This window comes from Microbispora sp. ATCC PTA-5024 (assembly GCF_000511135.2).
GTDB lineage: Bacteria > Actinomycetota > Actinomycetes > Streptosporangiales > Streptosporangiaceae > Microbispora > Microbispora corallina.
Genome location: NZ_KI866528.1, coordinates 329,931 through 349,041, shown reverse-complemented (window position 1 = coordinate 349,041; position 19,111 = coordinate 329,931). Strand labels below are relative to the sequence as shown.

The 19,111-nt window shown below is 74.1% G+C and carries 17 protein-coding genes; 10 read left to right on the top strand and 7 right to left on the bottom strand.

Annotated elements, in window-relative coordinates:
• Window positions 1–66 precede the first annotated feature (66 nt).
• The 6 genes from MPTA5024_RS38515 to MPTA5024_RS38495 all read right to left on the bottom strand — a co-directional run bounded on the left by MPTA5024_RS38515 (window position 67) and on the right by MPTA5024_RS38495 (window position 5,982).
• Window positions 67–1,518 (bottom strand): phytoene desaturase family protein, encoded by a 1,452-nt coding sequence (locus MPTA5024_RS38515; RefSeq protein WP_036333486.1) that lies wholly within the window; start codon window positions 1,516–1,518, stop codon window positions 67–69.
• Window positions 1,506–2,411, bottom strand: a complete 906-nt coding sequence (locus MPTA5024_RS38510; protein WP_232326815.1) for a carotenoid biosynthesis protein — start codon at window positions 2,409–2,411, stop codon at window positions 1,506–1,508. Before MPTA5024_RS38510 ends, MPTA5024_RS38515 begins: the two co-directional genes overlap by 13 nt.
• Window positions 2,412–2,465: 54 nt before the next feature.
• Complete coding sequence (locus MPTA5024_RS38505; RefSeq protein ID WP_036333484.1) at window positions 2,466–3,443, bottom strand: aldo/keto reductase; 978 nt, start codon at window positions 3,441–3,443, stop codon at window positions 2,466–2,468.
• An 81-nt stretch (window positions 3,444–3,524) separates the two neighbouring features.
• On the bottom strand, window positions 3,525–4,190 hold the full coding sequence (locus tag MPTA5024_RS38500) for a dienelactone hydrolase family protein (RefSeq protein WP_036333775.1): 666 nt from the start codon (window positions 4,188–4,190) through the stop codon (window positions 3,525–3,527).
• 65 nt (window positions 4,191–4,255) lie between these two features.
• Window positions 4,256–4,552 carry a DUF6157 family protein gene (locus MPTA5024_RS44805; protein ID WP_442922132.1) on the bottom strand — a complete coding sequence of 99 codons (297 nt, stop codon included), beginning with the start codon at window positions 4,550–4,552 and terminating at the stop codon, window positions 4,256–4,258.
• A gap of 50 nt (window positions 4,553–4,602) precedes the next feature.
• Window positions 4,603–5,982: a GH1 family beta-glucosidase gene (locus MPTA5024_RS38495; RefSeq protein ID WP_036333482.1), complete on the bottom strand. Its 1,380-nt coding sequence runs from the start codon at window positions 5,980–5,982 to the stop codon at window positions 4,603–4,605.
• 321 nt (window positions 5,983–6,303) lie between these two features.
• On the opposite strand from MPTA5024_RS38495, the gene MPTA5024_RS38490 reads away from it, so the two are divergent.
• From MPTA5024_RS38490 to MPTA5024_RS38460, 7 genes are all read left to right on the top strand, one after another.
• Window positions 6,304–7,329 carry a LacI family DNA-binding transcriptional regulator gene (locus MPTA5024_RS38490; RefSeq protein WP_036333480.1) on the top strand — a complete coding sequence of 342 codons (1,026 nt, stop codon included), beginning with the start codon at window positions 6,304–6,306 and terminating at the stop codon, window positions 7,327–7,329.
• A gap of 142 nt (window positions 7,330–7,471) precedes the next feature.
• Window positions 7,472–9,367, top strand: coding sequence for a molecular chaperone DnaK (gene dnaK / locus MPTA5024_RS38485; RefSeq protein ID WP_036333478.1), 1,896 nt, complete (start codon window positions 7,472–7,474; stop codon window positions 9,365–9,367).
• 7 nt (window positions 9,368–9,374) lie between these two features.
• On the top strand, window positions 9,375–9,959 hold the full coding sequence (locus MPTA5024_RS38480) for a nucleotide exchange factor GrpE (RefSeq protein WP_036333773.1): 585 nt from the start codon (window positions 9,375–9,377) through the stop codon (window positions 9,957–9,959).
• A complete protein-coding gene (locus MPTA5024_RS38475; protein ID WP_036333476.1) occupies window positions 9,959–10,909 on the top strand; it encodes a DnaJ C-terminal domain-containing protein in 951 nt (316 codons plus the stop codon). The genes MPTA5024_RS38480 and MPTA5024_RS38475 overlap by 1 nt, the downstream gene beginning before the upstream one ends.
• Window positions 10,906–11,217, top strand: a complete 312-nt coding sequence (locus MPTA5024_RS38470) for a chaperone modulator CbpM (RefSeq protein WP_036333474.1) — start codon at window positions 10,906–10,908, stop codon at window positions 11,215–11,217. Before MPTA5024_RS38475 ends, MPTA5024_RS38470 begins: the two co-directional genes overlap by 4 nt.
• Window positions 11,208–13,826, top strand: a complete 2,619-nt coding sequence (clpB, locus tag MPTA5024_RS38465; protein ID WP_036333472.1) for an ATP-dependent chaperone ClpB — start codon at window positions 11,208–11,210, stop codon at window positions 13,824–13,826. The genes MPTA5024_RS38470 and clpB overlap by 10 nt, the downstream gene beginning before the upstream one ends.
• A 158-nt stretch (window positions 13,827–13,984) precedes the next feature.
• Window positions 13,985–15,193, top strand: coding sequence for a cytochrome P450 (locus MPTA5024_RS38460; protein ID WP_036333470.1), 1,209 nt, complete (start codon window positions 13,985–13,987; stop codon window positions 15,191–15,193).
• A 45-nt stretch (window positions 15,194–15,238) separates the two neighbouring features.
• Here MPTA5024_RS38460 and MPTA5024_RS38455 read toward each other — a convergent pair whose 3' ends face one another.
• A complete protein-coding gene (locus MPTA5024_RS38455; protein WP_036333468.1) occupies window positions 15,239–17,386 on the bottom strand; it encodes an amylo-alpha-1,6-glucosidase in 2,148 nt (715 codons plus the stop codon).
• A 98-nt stretch (window positions 17,387–17,484) separates the two neighbouring features.
• Here MPTA5024_RS38455 and MPTA5024_RS38450 point away from each other — a divergent pair, with 98 nt between their 5' ends.
• From MPTA5024_RS38450 to MPTA5024_RS38440, 3 genes are all read left to right on the top strand, one after another.
• Window positions 17,485–18,171 (top strand): alpha/beta fold hydrolase, encoded by a 687-nt coding sequence (locus tag MPTA5024_RS38450; RefSeq protein WP_036333466.1) that lies wholly within the window; start codon window positions 17,485–17,487, stop codon window positions 18,169–18,171.
• A 72-nt stretch (window positions 18,172–18,243) separates the two neighbouring features.
• Window positions 18,244–18,840, top strand: a complete 597-nt coding sequence (locus tag MPTA5024_RS38445; protein ID WP_051459193.1) for a UTRA domain-containing protein — start codon at window positions 18,244–18,246, stop codon at window positions 18,838–18,840.
• Between the two features lie 50 nt (window positions 18,841–18,890).
• Window positions 18,891–19,079, top strand: a complete 189-nt coding sequence (locus MPTA5024_RS38440; RefSeq protein WP_036333464.1) for a hypothetical protein — start codon at window positions 18,891–18,893, stop codon at window positions 19,077–19,079.
• The last annotated feature ends 32 nt before the right edge of the window (window positions 19,080–19,111 follow it).

Genomic DNA, 19,111 nt, shown 5'->3' with positions numbered 1-19,111 from the left:
CCGCCGACAGGGCGGCGAGGGCCTGGGCCGCCGCCGCCGACCGCGCCGCGGCTCGTGCGGACGGCCTCATGGGCGAGCCCTCCGCAGGTCCGCCTTCACCAGGTTGGCGACGATGCGGCCGCCCATGGCCACCAGCGGAAGGCCGCCGCCGGGGTGCGCCGACCCGCCGGCCAGGTAGAGGCCGCGCCGGGGACCCCGGTTGCCCGGCCGCCGGAAGGGGGCGAGCGGCCCGCCGTACGCCCCGCCGTAGATCGCGCCGCCCCACGCCCCGTACCGGGCGCGCAGGTCGGCGGGGGTGAGCAGGTCGAGGAAGCGCAGCCGCCCGGACAGGTCGTGGCCGCGCTCTGCCAGGCGTTCCAGCACCAGGTTCCCGTACGCCCGGGGGGTGAGCGGCCACCGGGAGGGATCGCCGGCCGGGACGTTGACGAGCATCACCCAGTTCTCCGCGCCGTCGGGGGCCTGGGTGGGGTCGTGCACCGCCGAGCAGCCGATGTAGACGGTCGGGTCGGCGGGCGGGCGGCGCCGGTCGAAGATGTCGGCGAACTCGCGCCGGTAGTCGGCGGAGAACACGATCGAGTGGTGCGGCAGCCCCTCGGTCCTGCCCTCGACCCCGGCGAGGAGGAGGAACGCCGACGAGGACGGCCCGAGGCGGGCGATGCGCCGCAGCCGGGCCCGGTCCGGCAGCAGCCGCCCGTACAGCACGGCGGCGTCGGCGTTGACGACCACGACGTCCGCGGCGACCGTCTCGCCGTCCGCCAGGCGCACGCCGCGGACGCGCTCGCGGTCGGCGAGCACCGCGGCCACCTCGCTGCCGAGCCGGACCTCGACCCCTGCCTTGTCAAGCAGCACGGCCAGGGCGTCGGCGAGCCGGGGCAGCCCGCCGGGCACGTACCAGCCGCCGTCCCCGTGCTCGATCGCGGGGATGCAGCCGAGAGCGGCGGGGGCCCGGTAGGGGTTCGACCCCGCGTAGGTGGCGTACCGGTCGACGTACCGGCGCAGCCGGGGGTCCCGGAAGAACCGGCGGGCGAGCGCGTCGAGCGTGCGGCCGGGGGCGACCGCGAGCAGGTCACCCGGCCGCGCCCCCGACGCCGCGAGGTCCCGGACGGAGCCCGTGAGCGGCCCGGCGAAGAACGTCCGCATGGACGCCTCCAGGCAGCCCTCGGCCCACCGGTGGAACGCCCGCCAGTTGCGCCCCTCCCCCGTCAGCCGCTCGACCGCCGCCTCCGTCCGGTCCGCGTCCCGGTACGCCGAGAGGGTCGAGCCGTCCGGGAAGCGGTAGCGGCACAGTTCGTCGAGTTCGAGCAGGTCGAGGTCCACGCCGAGGTCGCGGAACAGGCCGGGCAGCGTGAGCAGCGAGGGCCCGATGGAGAAGGTGAAGCCGTCGCGGCGGTGCTCGGCGAGCTTCCCCCCGAGCCGGGGCAGCCGTTCGTACAGCCGGACGTCGTGCCCGTCCCTGGCGAGCAGCAGCGCGGCGACCATCCCCCCGACGCCGCCGCCGACCACGATCACGCCCGCCACGGACGCCTCCAGGCCAGCAGGGCGAAGGCCCCCATCGCGACGCCGCCCACCGTCGCCACCAGCGGGTCCGGCGGCCGGAACACGGCGGCGAAGCCGAGGGTCTCCATCGCGGCCATGACCGTGTAGAGCACGACCAGGCCGGTGCCCGCCCGCGCTGGCCCGGCGACCCGGTCGATCACCGCGACGACCAGCAGGGACACCAGCAGCCAGCCGGCGAAGTCGCTCAGCGGGACGCCCCGGTACGGCCCCTGCTCGGCCCAGGTCCACAACCCGAGGCGGACCATCTGGGGGTCGAGGAACAGGTCCCAGGCCGTCAGGGCGGCGGCCCCCACGAGCAGCCGGACGGGCCGGCTCCCCGGGACCGCCCGCCGGGCGACCGCGTGCGCGGCCAGGCCCATGCCGCCCCAGGCGAGGGCCACGACCAGCGGGACGCCTCCCGGGTGGGGCCACAGCAGGCCGGTGTACCGGTACTCGCCGAACGGCAGGCCGGTCCTGGTCCCGGCCCACTCGGCGGCGTAGCCCACGGCCACGGCGGCGGCGAACGCGGCGAAGGCGCGGCGCGGGGTGTGCGCCGCGCCGGCGAAGGCCAGCGCAGCCGCCGCCAGCAGGACGACGACCGCGCTCGTGAGTCTGAGGTCGCCCGGCCGGAGCCCGGACGCGACCTGGGCGGCCACCATGGCCGCCAGCAGAAGCCCTCCGGCCGCCCTCAGCCCGCGGCCGCCTGCGGCGCCGGCCGGCGCGTCAGGGACCGTGCCCGCGCCGCCGGGGCGCTCGTGGCGCTCGTGGCGCCCGTGGCGCGGACCGCCTGCGGCGCCGGGCTCGTGGCGCGGGCCACCTGCGGCGCCGGGGCCGTCGTCTCCCGCCCTCTCCCCGCGGATCTCCCGTGTGTCCACACAGGGTCTTTCGAGCGAACCCCGTGTCTCAGATGCACCGGAAACGCGGCGGCGTCACCAGCGGTGGTGGACCTGCGGCCGGATCAGCTCGTCGTACACATCCCGGACGGCCGACTGCACCTCGGCGGACAGGGGCGCGAACTCGGCGGCGGCGGCGTTCGACCGGGCCTGGGCGGGGTTGCGGGCGCCGGGGATGACGACGCTCACGCCGGGCTGGTCGACGATCCAGCGCAGCGCGAACTGCGCCATCGTCATGCCCTCGGGCACGAGCGGGCGCAGCCGGTCGACGGCCTGGAGTCCCACGCCGTACTCGACGCCGGAGAACGTCTCGCCGACGTCGAACGCCTCGCCCTGCCGGTTGAAGTTGCGGTGGTCGTCCTCGCCGAAGACGGTCTGCGGGCCGTACTTGCCCGACAGCAGGCCGCTCGCGAGCGGGACGCGGGCGATGACGCCCACGCCGGCCTTCTCCGCGGCGGGCAGCACCTCGTCGAGGGGCTTCAGCCGGAACGCGTTGAGGATGATCTGGACGCTGGCGACGCCGGGCCGGGCGATGGCGGTGAGGGCCTCGGCGACGGTCTCGACGCTCACGCCGTAGTTGGCGATCCGGCCCTCGGACACGAGGGTGTCGAGGGCGTCGAAGACGCGGTCGTCCTCGTAGACCGCGCTCGGCGGGCAGTGGAGCTGGACCAGGTCGAGGGTGTCGACGCCGAGGTTCTCGCGGGACCGGTCGTTCCAGGCCCGGAAGTTCTCCAGCGTGTACGCCTCCGGGGTCTGCGGCACCCGCCGGCCCATCTTGGTCGCCACCGTCAGGCCGGGGCGCCGCTTGATCAGCTTGCCGACGATCCTCTCGCTGCGCCCGTCGCCGTACACGTCCGCTGTGTCGATGAACGTCACCCCGGCGTCGACCGCGGCGTCGAGCGTGGCCAGCGCGTCGGCCTCGTCCACCTCGCCCCAGTCAGCCCCGAGCTGCCAGGCTCCCAGCCCGACCACGCCCACCCGTCTGCCCGTCCTGCCCATCACGCGCTGTTCCATGGGCACCGATCGTAGCCGGGCGGCCCCACCTCCCAGGACCCGACGTGGGACGACGCCGGGATCCGGAGCCGTCCCCCGGCCTCAGCCCGCGGCCGGCGGCGCGAGGTGGCGCAGGAACCAGCCGGTCGCCAGCCGGGCGACCTCCTCCAGCGCCCCGGGCTCCTCGAACAGGTGGGACGCATGAGGGACGATCTCCAGCGCGGCCCGCCCGCCCAGGCCACCCATGGCCTCCCGGTTGAGGTCGGCCACGATCGGGTCCCGCTCCCCCACGATCAGCAGCGTCGGCTGGGTCACGGCCCGCAGGCGTTCCTCGGCCAGGTCGGGCCTGCCGCCCCGGGACACGACCGCGCGCACGGTGTCCGGCCTGGTGGCCGCGGCGACCAGGGCGGCCGCGGCGCCCGTGCTCGCGCCGAACAGGCCGATGGCGAGGCCTCGCGTGAGCTCGTCGCGCGGCAGCAGGTCGGCGACCGCGCCCACCCGCGCCGCGAGCAGGGCGATGTCGAAGCGCAGGTGTCCGGTCCGCGCGTCGACGCGCTCCTCCTCGGCCGTGAGCAGGTCGGCCAGCACGGTCGCGAGCCCGGCCCGGCGCAGCTCCCGGGCGACGAACCGGTTGCGCGGGCTGTGCCGGCCGCTCCCACTGCCGTGCGCGAACAGCACCACCCCCGTGGCCCCCTCGGGGACGGCGACGTCGGCCTCCAGCACCACGCCGACCGCCGGCATCCGGACGCTCACCTCGACCTCGTCCATGGCGCCCTCCTCGCCGGATGGACGAGGCGGCGTACCCGGACGGGAAGGGCGCAAACCTCCCGGCGTCAGGTGCGGCGCGAGCGCATGGCCTTCAGGACCCGGACACCTCCGGCTCCTCCGGCGGGTCCGCGACGAGCCGCCGGTACTCCGCCGACTCCATCGGGCAGGGCGCGACCCGGCCGGCGGCGTCGAACAGCAGGCACCCAGCTGTGCCGCTTCGGCAGCGGGGACGCCCGCAGGCACGCCCGGGACCGGGAGAAGAACGCCTCCCGCAGCTCCCGCATCCGGTCCTCCGCCAGGTCCGGCGGGAGGTCCTCCCGCCGGCGCAGCCAGGTCTCGAAGAGCGCGTCCTCCTGGGTCAGGCCGTAGGGGGGCGGAGATCATCTCGCCTTTCCCCGCACGACGGGACGCGTCACCCGCTCGCGGCGAGGAAGTCGCGCAGCCAGTGGTAGCTGGCCTTGGGGGTGCGCACCTGGGTGCTGTAGTCGACGTGGACCAGCCCGAACCTGGCGGCGTACCCGCGCGCCCACTCGAAGTTGTCGATCAGGGACCAGCAGAAGTAGCCGCGGACGTCGACGCCGGAGTGGATGGCCTCCCGCGTGGCGTCGATGTGGTCGCGCAGGTAGTCGAGCCGGCCGGTGTCCTCCAGCGCCCCGTCGTCCCCGTAGCCGTTCTCGGTGACGTACACCGGCGGCAGGTTCGGGTAGCGGCCGGCCAGGCCGACGAGGGTCTGGTGGAGCCCGTCGGGCTCGACCACCCAGCCCAGCCCGCTGAGGCGGGCCTCGCGGGGGGTCACCGCCCGCACGCCGATGTCGTCCGCCGTGCGCAGCGCCGGGTCCGGCTCGTCGTACGGCGCCGCCTCCACGTGGATCCGGTAGTAGTAGTTGACCCCGAGGAAGTCGAGTGGCGCCCCGATGACGTCGAGGTCCCCCTCCCGCCGGAAGGAGAGGTCGCTGATGGCGCCGAACGTGTCGGCCATGTCGGCGGGATAGGTGCCGCCGAACAGCGGCTCGGTGAACTGCCGGTTGACCAGCAGGTCCATCCGGCGGGCGGCCGCCGCGTCCGCGGCCGACGAGGTGGCGGGCACGGTCGGGGACATGTTGAGCGTCACGCCGATCCGCTGCCCGGGCCGCGCGCGCTCGCGCAGCCGGCCCACCGCGAGGCCGTGGCCGAGCAGCAGATGGTGGGCCGCGGCCAGCGCGCCGTGCCCCTCCCGCGCGCCCGGCGCGTGGCGGCCCTCGCCGTACCCCACGATGGACGAGCAGTAGGGCTCGTTGAGGGTGATCCAGTGGGACACGCTGTCGCCCAGCGCGTCGTACACCACCTCGGCGTAGTCGGCGAAGCGCTCGGCGGTGTCGCGCGACCGCCACCCGCCCCGGTCCTCCAGGGCCTGCGGCAGGTCCCAGTGGTAGAGGGTGACGAACGGCTCGATGTCGCCCTCGCGCAGCGCGTCCACCAGCCGCCGGTAGAAGTCCAGCCCCCGTTGGTTGACCCTGCCGCCCCCCTCGGGCAGCACCCGCGGCCACGCCACCGAGAATCGGTAGGCGCCCGCGCCCAGCTCGGTCATGAGATCCACGTCCTCCTGCCAGCGGTGGTAGTGGTCGCAGGCGAGATCCCCCGAGTCGCCCCGCGCCACCGCGCCGGGCACCCGGCAGAAGGTGTCCCAGATCGACGGCCCCCGGCCGTCCTCGGCGGCCGCCCCCTCGATCTGGTACGCCGCGGTGGCCGTCCCCCAGACGAAACCGGCGGGGAAGGCCGCCCGCTCCGCGAGGCGCTGCTCGACGGCGGTCATGCCCCCGCCCGGCGGCCCGTACGACCCGTACTCCCCGTACGGCCAGTGGGGTCGGTCGGCGGGCGGAGTCGTGCGGCAGGCACCTGGGATCTCCTTGAGGCATGCGAGAAGGAATCGGTGACTGCGAGACGCGACGGCCGGACCCGCGGCAACGGAAAGCCTCGGCCGAGATGACGGCCATCACAACCAAAGAAGGGCCGCGTGTCAAGTCACGGATACGTAACGCGTCATAACGGTTGACACGCTGGGGATTCACAAAGTATTTTGCCTGAAACCGGTTACATGAAACCGGTTACAGCGAGATGCGATACGTTTTGGTCCGTGGCAACGATCAGAGAGCTGGCCCGGTTGTGCGGGGTGTCGCCGGCGACGGTGTCCCGCGTGTTCAACAGCCCGGAGGTGGTGAACCCCAAGACCAGGGAACTGGTGCTGCGGGCCGCCGAGCGGATCGGCTACCTGCCGAACGAGTCCGCCAGGACGCTGGCCACCAAGAGGTCGTTCATGGTCGGGCTCGTCTGGGACACCGACCACCGGCGCCCGGGGTGGCGGCACCCGTTCTTCCAGGACATCCTGATCGGCCTCAAGACCGCGCTCAGCGGGCGGGGCTACCACCTGCTGATGCTCGCCACCAACGACGGGGGCCGGCCTGACGCGCACCTGCGCGCCGTCCGGCGGCACAACCTCGACGGGGTCGTGCTGATCGACAACGGCACGTGGGACCCTCCCCTGCGCACGCTGGCGGAGTCGGGCGTGCCGTGCGTGTCCCTCGACCGTCCCGTCGAGGGCCCGCGCACCACGTACGTCACCTCGGACAACGTCGGGGGGGCGGCCGCGGCCGTGCGGCACCTGCACGAGCGGGGACGGCGGACCATCGCCACGATCGCCGGTCCCGAGCGGACGCGGCCGGGGGCCGAGCGGCTCCAGGGGTACCGTGCGGAGATGGCCCGCCGCGGCCTGCCGTACCGGCCTGAGCACGTGGTGCAGGGCGACTTCTACCTGGCCGGGGGGTATGCCGCCATGCGGCGGCTGCTGGAGGCCGAGGAGCGGCCCGACGCCGTGTTCGCCGCCGGCGACGAGATGGCGATCGGCGCGCTGCACGCGATCGCCGAGGCGGGCCTCAAGGTCCCCCAGGACATCGCGGTCGTCGGGTTCGACGACATCGAGCCGGCCGCGCTCGTCCCGCCCGGCCTGACCACCGTGGCCCAGGACACGGCCGGTTTCGGCACGGCCGCGGCCGAGGCCGTGGTCACCATGATCGACGGCGGCGACCCCCCTCCCCCGCGCGTCCTGCCCACGACCCTCGTCGTCCGCGGGTCCACCGGCGGTCCCCTGCCCGGGGAGCGGTAGCGCCCAGGGCAAAGCCACGCCCAAGAGTTCGCACAGGCTCGGCCCGCACGCGTTCGCCGGGACGACCGGAGGTGAGGGACTCCTAGGGCGCGCGACCTCCTCGTCTCGCCGCGCCCGCGGCCCGGCGGCGGGAGGGATCCAGATGGCGAAGGCAGTAGGCATCGACCTCGGCACGACGAACTCGGTCATCGCGACCACCGAGGACGGTCATCCGACCGTGGTCCCCAACGCGGAGGGCTCGCGGACGACGCCGTCCGTGGTCGCGTTCACCGAGCAGGGCGAGGTGCTGGTGGGCCAGATGGCGCGCCGCCAGGCGATCCTCAACCCCAAGGGCACCGTCTACTCCGCGAAGCGGTTCGTCGGCCGCCGGTACGACGAGGTCGCCGGCGAGATCAAGGCGGTGTCGTTCGACGTGGCGCCCGGGCCCGACGGCGCGGTCCGGTTCACCGTGCGCGGCAAGCCGTACGCGCCGGAGGAGATCTCCGCGTTCGTGCTGCGCAAGCTGGTCGCGGACGCCGGGAAGTTCCTGGGCGAGAGGGTCACCGAGGCCGTCATCACGGTGCCCGCGTACTTCAACGACGCCCAGCGGCAGGCCACCAGGGACGCCGGGAGGATCGCCGGCCTGGAGGTCCTGCGCATCATCAACGAGCCCACGGCCGCGGCCCTGGCGTACGGGCTGGACAAGAAGGGCAACGAGACGGTCCTGGTGTTCGACCTGGGCGGCGGCACGTTCGACGTGAGCATCCTGGACATCGGCGAGGGAGTGATCGAGGTGCGGGCCACCTCGGGCGACACGCACCTGGGCGGCGACGACTTCGACCGGCGGATCGTGGACCACCTGGCCGCCGAGTTCCAGCGCGACCAGGGGATCGACCTGCGGCGCGACCCGCAGGCGCTGCAGCGGCTGTTCGAGGCGGCGGAGAAGGCCAAGGTCGAGCTGTCGTCGGTCACGCAGACGCAGGTCAGCCTCCCGTTCGTCACCGCCGACGCGACCGGGCCTAAGCACCTCAACACCACGCTGATGCGCTCGACGTTCGAGGAGATCGCCCGCGACCTCGTCGAGCGGCTGCGCGGGCCGGTCGAGCAGGCGATGGGCGACGCCCGGCTCACCTCCGACGACCTGGACGAGGTCATCCTGGTGGGCGGCGCGACCCGCATGCCGGCCGTGCAGCAGCTGGTGCGCCGCCTGACCGGCAAGGAACCGAACATGACGGTCAACCCCGACGAGGTGGTCGCGCTCGGCGCCGCCGTCCAGGCCGCCATCATCAAGGGCGAGGTCAAGGACGTCGTCCTGCTGGACGTCACGCCGCTGTCGCTCGGGGTCGAGACGCTCGGCGGCGTGATGACCAAGATCATCGAACGGAACACCACGATCCCCGCCCGGCGCACCGAGACCTTCAGCACGGCCGAGGACGACCAGTCGGCCGTCGACGTGGTCATCCTGCAGGGCGAGCGGGAGCGGGCGGCCGACAACCGCGTGCTCGGGCGGTTCCGGCTGGAGAACATCCGGCCCGCGCCGCGGGGGGTGCCGCAGATCGAGGTGACCACCGATATCGACGCCAACGGCATCCTGAACGTGTCGGCCAGGGACAAGGACACCGGCGCGGAGCAGCGCATCACGATCAGCGAGAGCTCCAACCTGGACCGCGGCGAGATCGACCGGATGATCGCCGACGCCGAGCGGCACCGCGCCGAGGACGCCCGGCTGCGCGAGGCGATCGACGCCCGCAACGAGCTGGACTCGGTCGCCTACCAGGTGGAACGGCGGGTGGGCGAGCTGGGCGACGCGGTGCCTGTGCACGAGAAGGCCCGCGCGGACCAGCTGGTCGTCGAGGCCCGTCAGGCCGTCAAGGAGGAGGCGCCGATCGACCGGCTGCGCGCCCTCACGGCCGAGCTCCAGCAGGTCTACCACGGCCTCGGCGTCGGCGCCGCCCAGGCGGGACAGGCGGGTCCCGGAGGGCCGGCCGGCCCGGGAGCGCCGGGGCCGCCGCCCTCGGACGACGACGTGATCGACGCGGAGTTCACCAGCCCGGAGTGACGTGACCATGAGCGAGCCCACGGGAACCCCGCGGCCGGACGGCCCGGGCGCCGACCTCCCGATCCCGGCCGGGACCGCCGCCGAGCCGAAGGCGGCAGGGTCCGGGACGGCGGAACCGGAGACGGGACCAAAGGAGACGGGACAGGCTGAGGAGACCGCAGGCCGGGTGGCGGAGCTGCACGACCGCTGGCTGCGCGCGGTCGCCGAGGTGGACAACGTGCGCAAGCGCGCGACCCGGGACGTGGACCGGGCGCGGCGGGACGAGCGCGCCCGGGTGGCGGCCGAGTGGCTGCCCGTCGTGGACAACCTCGACCTCGCGCTCAGGCACGCCGAGGGCGACGCGGGTCCGCTCGTCGAGGGCGTGCGGGCCGTGCGCGACCAGGCGGTGGCCGTGCTGGGCCGCCTCGGCTTCCCCCGCAGGGACGACCTCGGTGCGCCGTTCGACCCGGCCCACCACGAGGCCGTCAGCACGGTCGAGGACCCGGGGGCCGAGCCCGGCACGGTCGTCGCGGTCGTCCGTCCGGGGTACGGCGACGGGGCCGGCCAGCTGCGGCCCGCGTCCGTCGTCGTGTCCACCAGGACGGAGGACTGATGGCCGGGCGCGACTTCTACGAGGCCCTGGGGGTGCCGAGGACGGCGAGCCGGGACGAGATCCAGCGGGCCTACCGGAAGCTGGCCCGCGCCTACCACCCGGACGTGAACAAGGACCCCGGTGCCGAGGACCGCTTCAAGGAGGGCTCCGAGGCGTACGAGGTGCTGTCGGACCCGGAGACGCGGCGCAGGTACGACGCGTTCGGCCCGGACTTCCGGCAGGTGCCGGAGGGGACCGACCCGGCGGCGTGGGCGCGGGCCCGCGCCGGGGCGGGGGCCGGGCGGGCGTGGGCGCCCGGCGGGGAGGAGGTCCGGTTCTCCACAGGCGAGGGCGTCGACCTCGGGGACCTGTTCGGCGACCTGTTCGGGGGACGCCGCGCGGCGGGACGCGGCTGGGGGCCGATGCCCGGCGCGGACCAGGAGGCCGAGCTGCCGCTGACGGTCGAGGAGGCCTACCGGGGCGGCCGGCGCACGATCACGCTTCCCGGTCGCGGGCCGCTGGAGGTGTCCATTCCCGGGGGCGTGGCCGGCGGGCAGCGGATCCGGCTGGCCGGCCAGGGCGGGCGGGGTGGCGGGGGCGGTCCCCCGGGAGACCTCTACCTGGTGGTCCGCATCGCCGCCCATCCCCGGTACCGGGTCGAGGGGCGCGACATCCACGTGCGGCTCCCGCTGACCCCCTGGGAGGCGGCTCTGGGCGCGACGGTCGCCGTCGACACCCCCGGCGGGGAGGCGAAGGTGAAGGTGCCGCCGGGCACCTCGTCCGGGCGCCGCCTGCGGCTGCGCGGCCAGGGCATGCCGAATCCCCGCGGCACACCGGGCGACCTGCTGGCCGAGGCGATGATCATGGTGCCCCGCACGCTCGGCGACGAGGAGCGCGGCCTGTACGAGCGGCTGGCCCGGGTGTCGGGCTTCAACCCCCGATCCGGCGGCGCGGCGAGGAGCCCGTCATGAGGTACGCGCTCGCCCGGCCGGCGCACCTGGACCTGGAGTCGTTCTCCCGGGCCGCGGGCCTGCACCCGGACCTGGTGCGGCGCCTGGTGGCGCTGGGCCTGCTTGAGGCCTGGACGGACGCCTCGGGGACCTTGTGCTTCGCGCCGTCCCAGGTCGTGGCCGCGGGCCGGCTGCAGCGTCTGCACGCGGGCCTGGCCGTCAACTACGCCGCGCTGGGCCTGGTGGCCGACCTCCTGGACCGCATAGCGGAGCTGGAGGCGGCCCTGCGGGCCGCGGCGGGGACCACTGGAGGCAGATCGTGGACCTGAACCGCTTGACGCAGAAGTCGCAGGAGGCCCTGCACGACGCCCAGACCAAGGCCCTGCGGTACGGGCACACCGAGGTCGACGGCGAGCACCTGCTGCTCGCGCTGCTGACCCAGCCGGACGGGCTGGTGCCCCGGCTGCTGTCCCTGGCGGGCGCCGACCCGGACAAGCTGCTGCTGGAGGTGGAGGCCGAGCTGGAGCGCCGTCCCCGTGTCAGCGGCCCGGGGGCGGCGCCCGGCCAGGTGTACGTCACCCAGCGGCTGTCGCGCGTCCTCGACGCGGCCGGGCGGGAGGCCGGGCGGCTCAAGGACGACTACGTCTCGGTGGAGCACCTGCTGCTCGCGCTGCTGGACGAGGGCGTGGACACCGCGGCCGGCCGTCTGCTGCGGGGGCAGGGCCTGACCCGCGAACGGCTGCTGGAGGTGCTCACCCGGGTCCGCGGCAACCAGCGGGTCACGTCGGCCAACCCGGAGGCGGCGTACGAGGCCCTGGAGAAGTACGGGCGCGACCTGGTCGCCGCGGCGCGGGCGGACAAGCTGGACCCGGTGATCGGGCGGGACGGCGAGATCCGCCGGGTCGTGCAGATCCTGTCGCGCAAGAGCAAGAACAACCCCGTCCTGATCGGCGACCCCGGCGTGGGCAAGACCGCGATCGTGGAGGGCCTCGCGCAGCGGATCGCCCGGGGGGACGTGCCCGAGGGGCTCAAGGACAAGGTCGTCTTCGGCCTCGACATGGGCGCCCTGCTGGCCGGGGCCAAGTACCGCGGCGAGTTCGAGGAGCGGCTCAAGGCCGTGCTGACGGAGGTCACGTCGTCCGAGGGCCGGATCCTGCTGTTCATCGACGAGGTGCACACCGTGGTCGGCGCCGGGGCGGCCGAGGGCGCGATGGACGCGGGCAACATGCTGAAGCCCCTGCTGGCCCGCGGCGAGCTGCACCTGATCGGGGCGACCACGGTCGCCGAGTACCGCAAGCACATCGAGAAGGACGCCGCCCTGGAGCGCCGCTTCCAGCCCGTCTTCGTCGACGAGCCGTCGGTCGAGGACTCGATCTCCATCCTGCGCGGGCTGCGCGAGCGCCTGGAGGTCTTCCACGGCGTGAAGATCCAGGACGGCGCGATCGTCGCCGCGGTGGTGCTGAGCCACCGCTACATCTCCGACCGCTTCCTGCCGGACAAGGCCATCGACCTGGTGGACGAGGCGTGCGCCATGCTCCGCACCGAGATCGACTCGATGCCCGCCGAGCTGGACGAGCTGACCCGCCGGGTGATGCGGCTGGAGATCGAGGAGGCCGCGCTCGCCAAGGAGAGCGACCCAGCCGGCCTGGATCGGCTGGAGTCGCTGCGCCGGGAGCTGGCCGGCCTGCGGGGCGAGGCCGACGCCATGCGGGCCCAGTGGGAGGCCGAGCGGCACGCCCTGCGCAAGGTGCAGCAGCTGCGACAGGAGATCGAGGCCGTCCGCCGCGAGGCGGAGCAGGCCGAGCGCGTGTACGACCTGAACCGCGCCGCCGAACTACGGCACGGGAGGCTTCCGGAGCTGGAGCGGAAGCTGCGCGCGGCCGAGGAGCAGCTGGAGTCCAAGCAGGGCGGGCACCGGCTGCTGCGGGAGGTCGTGACCGAGGAGGAGATCGCCGGCATCGTCTCCCGCTGGACCGGCATCCCGGTCAGCCGCCTGCGGGAGGGCGAGCGGGAGAAGCTGCTGCGGCTGGACGAGATCCTGCACCGGCGCGTGATCGGGCAGGACGAGGCCGTGCAGGCGGTGGCCGACGCGATCATCCGGGCGCGGTCGGGGATCAAGGACCCCCGCCGGCCCATCGGCTCGTTCATCTTCCTCGGCCCCACCGGGGTCGGGAAGACCGAGCTGGCCAAGGCCCTGGCCGAGGCGCTGTTCGACACCGAGGACAACATCGTCCGCGTGGACATGAGCGAGTACCAGGAGCGCCACACGGTCAGCCGCCTGGTCGGCGCGCCTCCCGGGTACGTCGGCTACGAGGAGGGCGGCCAGCTCACCGAGGCGGTGCGGCGCAAGCCGTACTCGGTGGTGCTGTTCGACGAGATCGAGAAGGCCCACTCGGACGTGTTCAACACACTGCTGCAGGTGCTGGACGACGGCCGGCTCACCGACGCCCAGGGCCGCACCACCGACTTCCGCAACACCGTGATCATCATGACGTCGAACATCGGCTCCCCGTACCTCATGGAGGGCCTGGGCCCGCTGGGCGAGATCGACCCGGAGGCGCGCGAGCTGGTCATGGGCGAGCTGCGCTCGCGCTTCCGCCCCGAGTTCCTCAACCGCGTGGACGACATCGTGCTGTTCAAGCCGCTCACCGAGCCGGAGATCGAGCAGATCGTGCAGCTGATGTTCGACGACGTCCGCGGGCGGCTGGCCGGGCGCCGCATGACGCTCGACGTCGCCAAGGAGGCGGTGCGGTTCATCGCCGAGCAGGGGTTCGACCCGGTGTACGGAGCCCGGCCGCTGCGCCGGTTCATCTCGCGGGAGGTCGAGACCCGGATCGCGCGGGCCCTGGTCGCGGGCGACGTCAGGGACGGCGCGGCCATCCGCGTCGACCTGTCCGGCGGCGCGCTCGCCGTCACCTACGAGAACCCGGGGGCCTGACCCGTGCGCGCGTGCCGGGCCGCGCCACGACCGGGGCGTCCCGTCATCGGGGCGTGCGCGTCAGATCCGCCAGGCGCCCGGCCGGCGCGGCGCCGGCGGGACCGCCGGCGGAAGGGGGCCCGCCGCGGCAGGCGACAGGGCGTCGCGGTGGAGGAGTCATGACGACCGTCGAGCCCAGGGCCTTCCCGTTCGGCGACGCCGACCGGCTGGAGGTCGACCCGCTGTTCGCCCGGCTGCGGCGGGAGGAGCCGCTGTGCCGGATCCGGCTGCCGTACGGCGAGCCCGCATGGCTCGCCACTCGCTACGAGGACGTCAGGGTCGTGCTCGGCGACCCCCGGTTCAGCCGGGCCGCCGCCGCGGGCCGCGACGAGCCGCGCGCCCGGGCCCACCGCCCCCGGCCCGGCGGCATCCTGAGCTTCGACCCGCCGGAGCACACCAGGCTGCGCCGGCTGGTGGCCAAGGCGTTCACCGTACGGAGGGTCGAGCAGCTGCGGCCGCGCGCCCAGGAGATCGCGGACGGCCTCGCCGACGCGATGCTGGCCAAGGGCGCCCCCGCCGACCTCGTCGAGGACTTCGGACTGCCGCTGCCGATCACGGTCATCTGCGAGCTGCTGGGCGTTCCGGTCGACGACCGCACCGAGTTCCGCACCTGGTCCGACGCGTTCCTGTCCACCACCCGGTACACGCCCGAGCAGGTGGCGGACCATGTTGGCCGGCTCCGGGAGTACATGGCCGGGCTGATCGCGCGGCGCCGCCGCGTCCCGTCGGACGACCTGCTCGGCGCGCTGGTCGCCGCCCGGGACGAGCAGGAGCGGCTGTCGGAGGAGGAGATGCTGTCGCTGGCCGAGGCGCTGCTGGTCGCCGGCCACGAGACGACGGCGTCGCAGATCCCGAACTTCGTCTACGTCCTGCTCACGTATCCCGAACAGCTCGCCGCGCTGCGCGCGGACCCGGGCCTGATCCCGGTCGCGGTGGAGGAGCTCATGCGCTTCGTCCCCCTCGGCGGCGGGGTCCTCAACGCCCGTTACGCGCTGGAGGACGTCGAGCTGGGCGGCGTGACCGTGCGCGCGGGCGAACCCGTGGTCGCGCACCTGGCGTCGGCCAACCGCGACGAGTCGGTCTACACGCGCCCGGGCGACCTCGACCTCCACCGGCAGGAGGCCTCGCACGTCGGGTTCGGGCACGGGCCGCACCACTGCCTCGGCGCACCGCTCGCCCGGATGGAGCTTCAGGTCGCCCTGGGCACGCTACTGCGCCGCCTGCCCGGCCTGCGGCTGGCCGGATCCCCGGCCGACGTCGCGTGGAAGACCGGCCTGTCCACCCGAGGTCCCGAGCACATGGCCGTCACCTGGGACGACCCGTCCTGACCGGCGCCCCGCGTGCCCGTAGGGCCGCGGATGCTCCCAGGGACGTCAAACGCGTACGGCGGCTCTCGCGGCCGGACGGGGCTCGCAGACGAGCCGGATGTCCTCGGGCAGGCCGATGACCTGGACCTCGCCGCTGCCCTCGCGGGCGTCGAGGTCGACGCGCGTCCCGGCCAGCGGGATCCTCGCGATGTGGAGGTCGCCGAACCCCTCGGGCAGCACCGGGGAGATCCACACCGTGCGGCGGGGCACCCAGGGGTCGATCCGCAGCAGCATCCGCACGAGCTGGATCGGCGTCGCGGCCGCCCACGCCTGCGGCGAGCACGAGGTCGGGTACGGCACCGGCATCGGGAACTCCTCACGGGAGAACCCGCAGAACAGCTCGGGCAGCCGGCGGTTGAAGACCTCGGCGGCCTCCAGCAGGCCGGCGGCGATCCGCCGCGCCTCGTCCACGAAGCCGTACCGCATGAGCCCGGCGGCGACGAGGGCGCTGTCGTGGGGCCACACCGAGCCGTTGTGGTAGCTCATCGGGTTGTAGGCGCCCATGTCGGACGCGAGTGTCCGGATGCCGAAGCCGGTGAACATGGCAGGCGACATGAGGTGCCGGGCGACGGACTCCGCCTTGTCCTTGTCGACGATGCCCGACCACAGGCAGTGCCCCATGTTGGAGGCGAGGGCGTCGATCGGCCGTCCCTCGTGGTCGAGGCCGACGGCGTAGTAGCCGCGGCCGGGCAGCCAGAACCGCTCGTTGAACGCCTCGCGCAGCTCGGCCGCCTTCCGCGTGTAGCGGCGCTCGGTCTCGGTGTCGCCCTCCTCCTTGGCGAAGTAGTGCCGGGCGATGTAGGCCGCGTACACGTACCCCTGGACCTCGGCCAGCGCGATCGGCGGCCGGGCGATCGCGCCGTCGGCGAAGTTGACGCCGTCGAAGGAGTCCTTCCACCCCTGGTTGAGCAGGCCCTGGTCGGTCTTGCGCCGGTACCACAGGAAGCCGTCGCGCATGCCGCACCGCTCGATCCACTCGAGCGCCGCGTCCACGTGCGGCATCATGCTGCGCAGGAGGTCGTGGTGCAGGCCCCATCGGCGCAGCTCGCCGAGGAGGACGACGAACAGCGGGGTGGCGTCGACCGAGCCGTAGTAGGGGTGCGCCCCCGCGCCGTCCACGCCGACGCCGTACCGGAGCTCGTGCATGATCTTGCCGGGCTCCTCCTCGCTCAGCGGGTCGGTCTTCGTGCCCTGCAGCCGCGCCAGACGGCGCAGCGTCCCGTACGCCAGGTCGGGGTCGAGCGGGAGGGCCATCCACGACGTGATCAGCGAGTCGCGCCCGAACAGGGTCATGAACCAGGGCGCCCCGGCCGCGATGGTCGGCGGCAGCTCCGGGTGGTCGGGGTCGAACAGGCGCAGCGCGCCGAGGTCGATCCGCGACTGGCCCAGTATGGCCCCGAGCGCGCGGTTGGCCGTCGTGACCCTCGGGCTGAGCCGGTCCCACTCGGCCAGGCGGCGGGCGTGCTCCGCGTGTTCGAGCGCCCGGCGGCCCCCGGCGAACCACGGCTCGCTCTCGACTCCGTCGATGATGGGCCTGACCTGCACGCACTCCTTCCACTCCCCTCGCGGGGGCACCACCACGTGGAAGATCAGCATGCGCGGGGCGGTCACCACGATGACCTCCGCGCCGTTCTCCTCGCCCACCACGCGCACGCCGCGGCGCTTGCTGGGCGAGAACATGCGCAGCGCCCGCTCCTCGGCGTCGGTGACAACGTCGGCGACCCAGTGGACCCGGTGGGTCTTCACCTCGAACAGGTCGCACACGTCGGAGCCGACCAGCAGCGTGACCACGCAGCCGGCGGGCTCGTCGGCCATGTTGCGCAGGACGATCTCCTCGGCGAGCCCGCCGCCCGTGTACCGGTCCCGCATCACGAGCAGCGTGCTCTCCGCCTGCCCGCGGCGCGGGGCCGCCCGGCCGATGAAGGTGGCGTGGTACGGCTCGGCCACGAGCACCTGCAGCTCCTCGACCTGCCTGTCGTCCACCCGCAGTTCCAGATGGGACAGCAACCGCGTGTCCGCGTAGTACACGCCGTGCGCCCGGCCGGGGAGGATGTCCCCGTTGCGGGCCGACACGCAGAACGAGCCGCCGGAGACGAGCGTCAGTGCCGCGCCTCCGAGCGCCGTGGGCTGTCCTTCGAACGTCCATCCGCTCACGATCCCGAACCCCCACCGAGGTGCCAGATACCCCGATTGTGACATTTTGTCCGTTTCATTGGATTAAGGCAGGATCAATACCGCGCTATGGTCGGGGCATGAGCGATCACCGGATCGTCGAGGCGGGAGGCCTGCGGCTGGCGTACCGGACGTGGGGCGACGAGGGCGGGACGCCCGTGGTGCTGCTGCACGCTCTCGGCAAGGACGCGTCCGACTGGGACGGCCCGGCCGCCGCCCTCACGGCGGACGGTCACCGGGTGTACGCGCCGGACCTGCGGGGCCACGGGTCCTCCGACTGGCCGGGCGCCTACTCCTTCCCCCTCATGCGCGACGACGTGGCCGCGTTCCTCGACGCGCTGGGGCTCGCCGTGGCCGACGTGGTCGGCCACTCGATGGGCGGGGTGGTCGCCTACCTCCTCGCCGCCTCCCACCCCGGCCGGGTAGGCCGTCTCGTGCTGGAGGACGTCCCGCCGCCGCTGCCCCGGCCCCCGACCGTCCCGGAACGGCCGGAGGGGCCGCTGCCGTTCGACTGGGAGATGGTCCTCGCGGTCCGGGCGCAGGTAGACGACCCCGACCCGGCCTGGCTGGAGGCGCTGGGCGCGGTCGCCGCCCCCACTCTGGTGGTGGCCGGCGGACCGGACAGCCACATCCCGCAGGACCGGCTCGCCGAGATGGGCCGGAGGATGCCGGACGCCCGGGTGGTCACGATCCCCGCCGGGCACCTGGTGCACGAGAACGCCCCCGGGCGGTTCGCCGAGACCGTCGTCGCCTTCCTTCAGCGCTGACTCCCCATGTCCCGCCGGCGGCGACGGCCCGGCGGGGAACATAGGAGGCCGGAGCCGGGGAATGGCGCGTGCATGGATGAGAGCCGTCGCCGGCTCCGGCGCAGCCCGGAGCGGTACCAGTGGGAGAAGGACCGGGCGCTGCTGCCCGAGTCGGAGCGCCGCAGGACCGGCGCCACCGAGCACGACACCGGCCTCCGCAAGGAGGATCTCGACTTCGACATCGCCTACGGCACGGCCCCGGCGGACGCGGAGCTGGCCCGGCGCTTCGGGGTGCCGGAGGGGACGAAGCTGCTGCACCGGCGCTACCGGACGCAGGAGGCCGACGACGAGGCCACGCTGAGCCTGGTCAACTCCTGGCTCGTGCACGACATGGTGGCCCGCAACCCCGACCTGCTGAACCCGGAGAACGAGCCGTGGCCGGGAGGCACCCAGCACCAGCTCAAAACCGTGGGCATCGAGGTCGACCGCGTGGTCGACGAGGTCGTCAGCCGGCGGCCGGAGCCGGGCGAGGCGGAGCTTCTCGGCGTGGCGCCCGACGCGCCGGTCCTGGTGCTGCGCAAGACGTCGATCGACACCCGCGATCGGGTGGTGGAGGTCTCCGAGGTCAGCCTTCCCGGCGACCGCGCGGAGATCGTCTCGACCACGCGCCTGCGGCCCTGGCCCACGTGACCTCGTGGGGCTTTGCCGGCCCTTGACCTCGTGTTTCCTACTGTGCCTCCATGCGGAAATGGGTCGGCGTGAACGGCTACGAGGTGGACTGCGTCGTCCTCGACGGCCGCGGCCTGCTGCGCGTCCGCCACCTCGGTTACCACGTCGGCTTCTGCGCCTCGGTGGCCGAGGTGGCCCGGTACGTCGACCTGGCCGACCTGGTCGAGGTCGTGGAACTTCCCCCGGGCGGTATGGCTTGAGCGCCGTCCGCCGCCGTCCCGGGCCCGGGCCC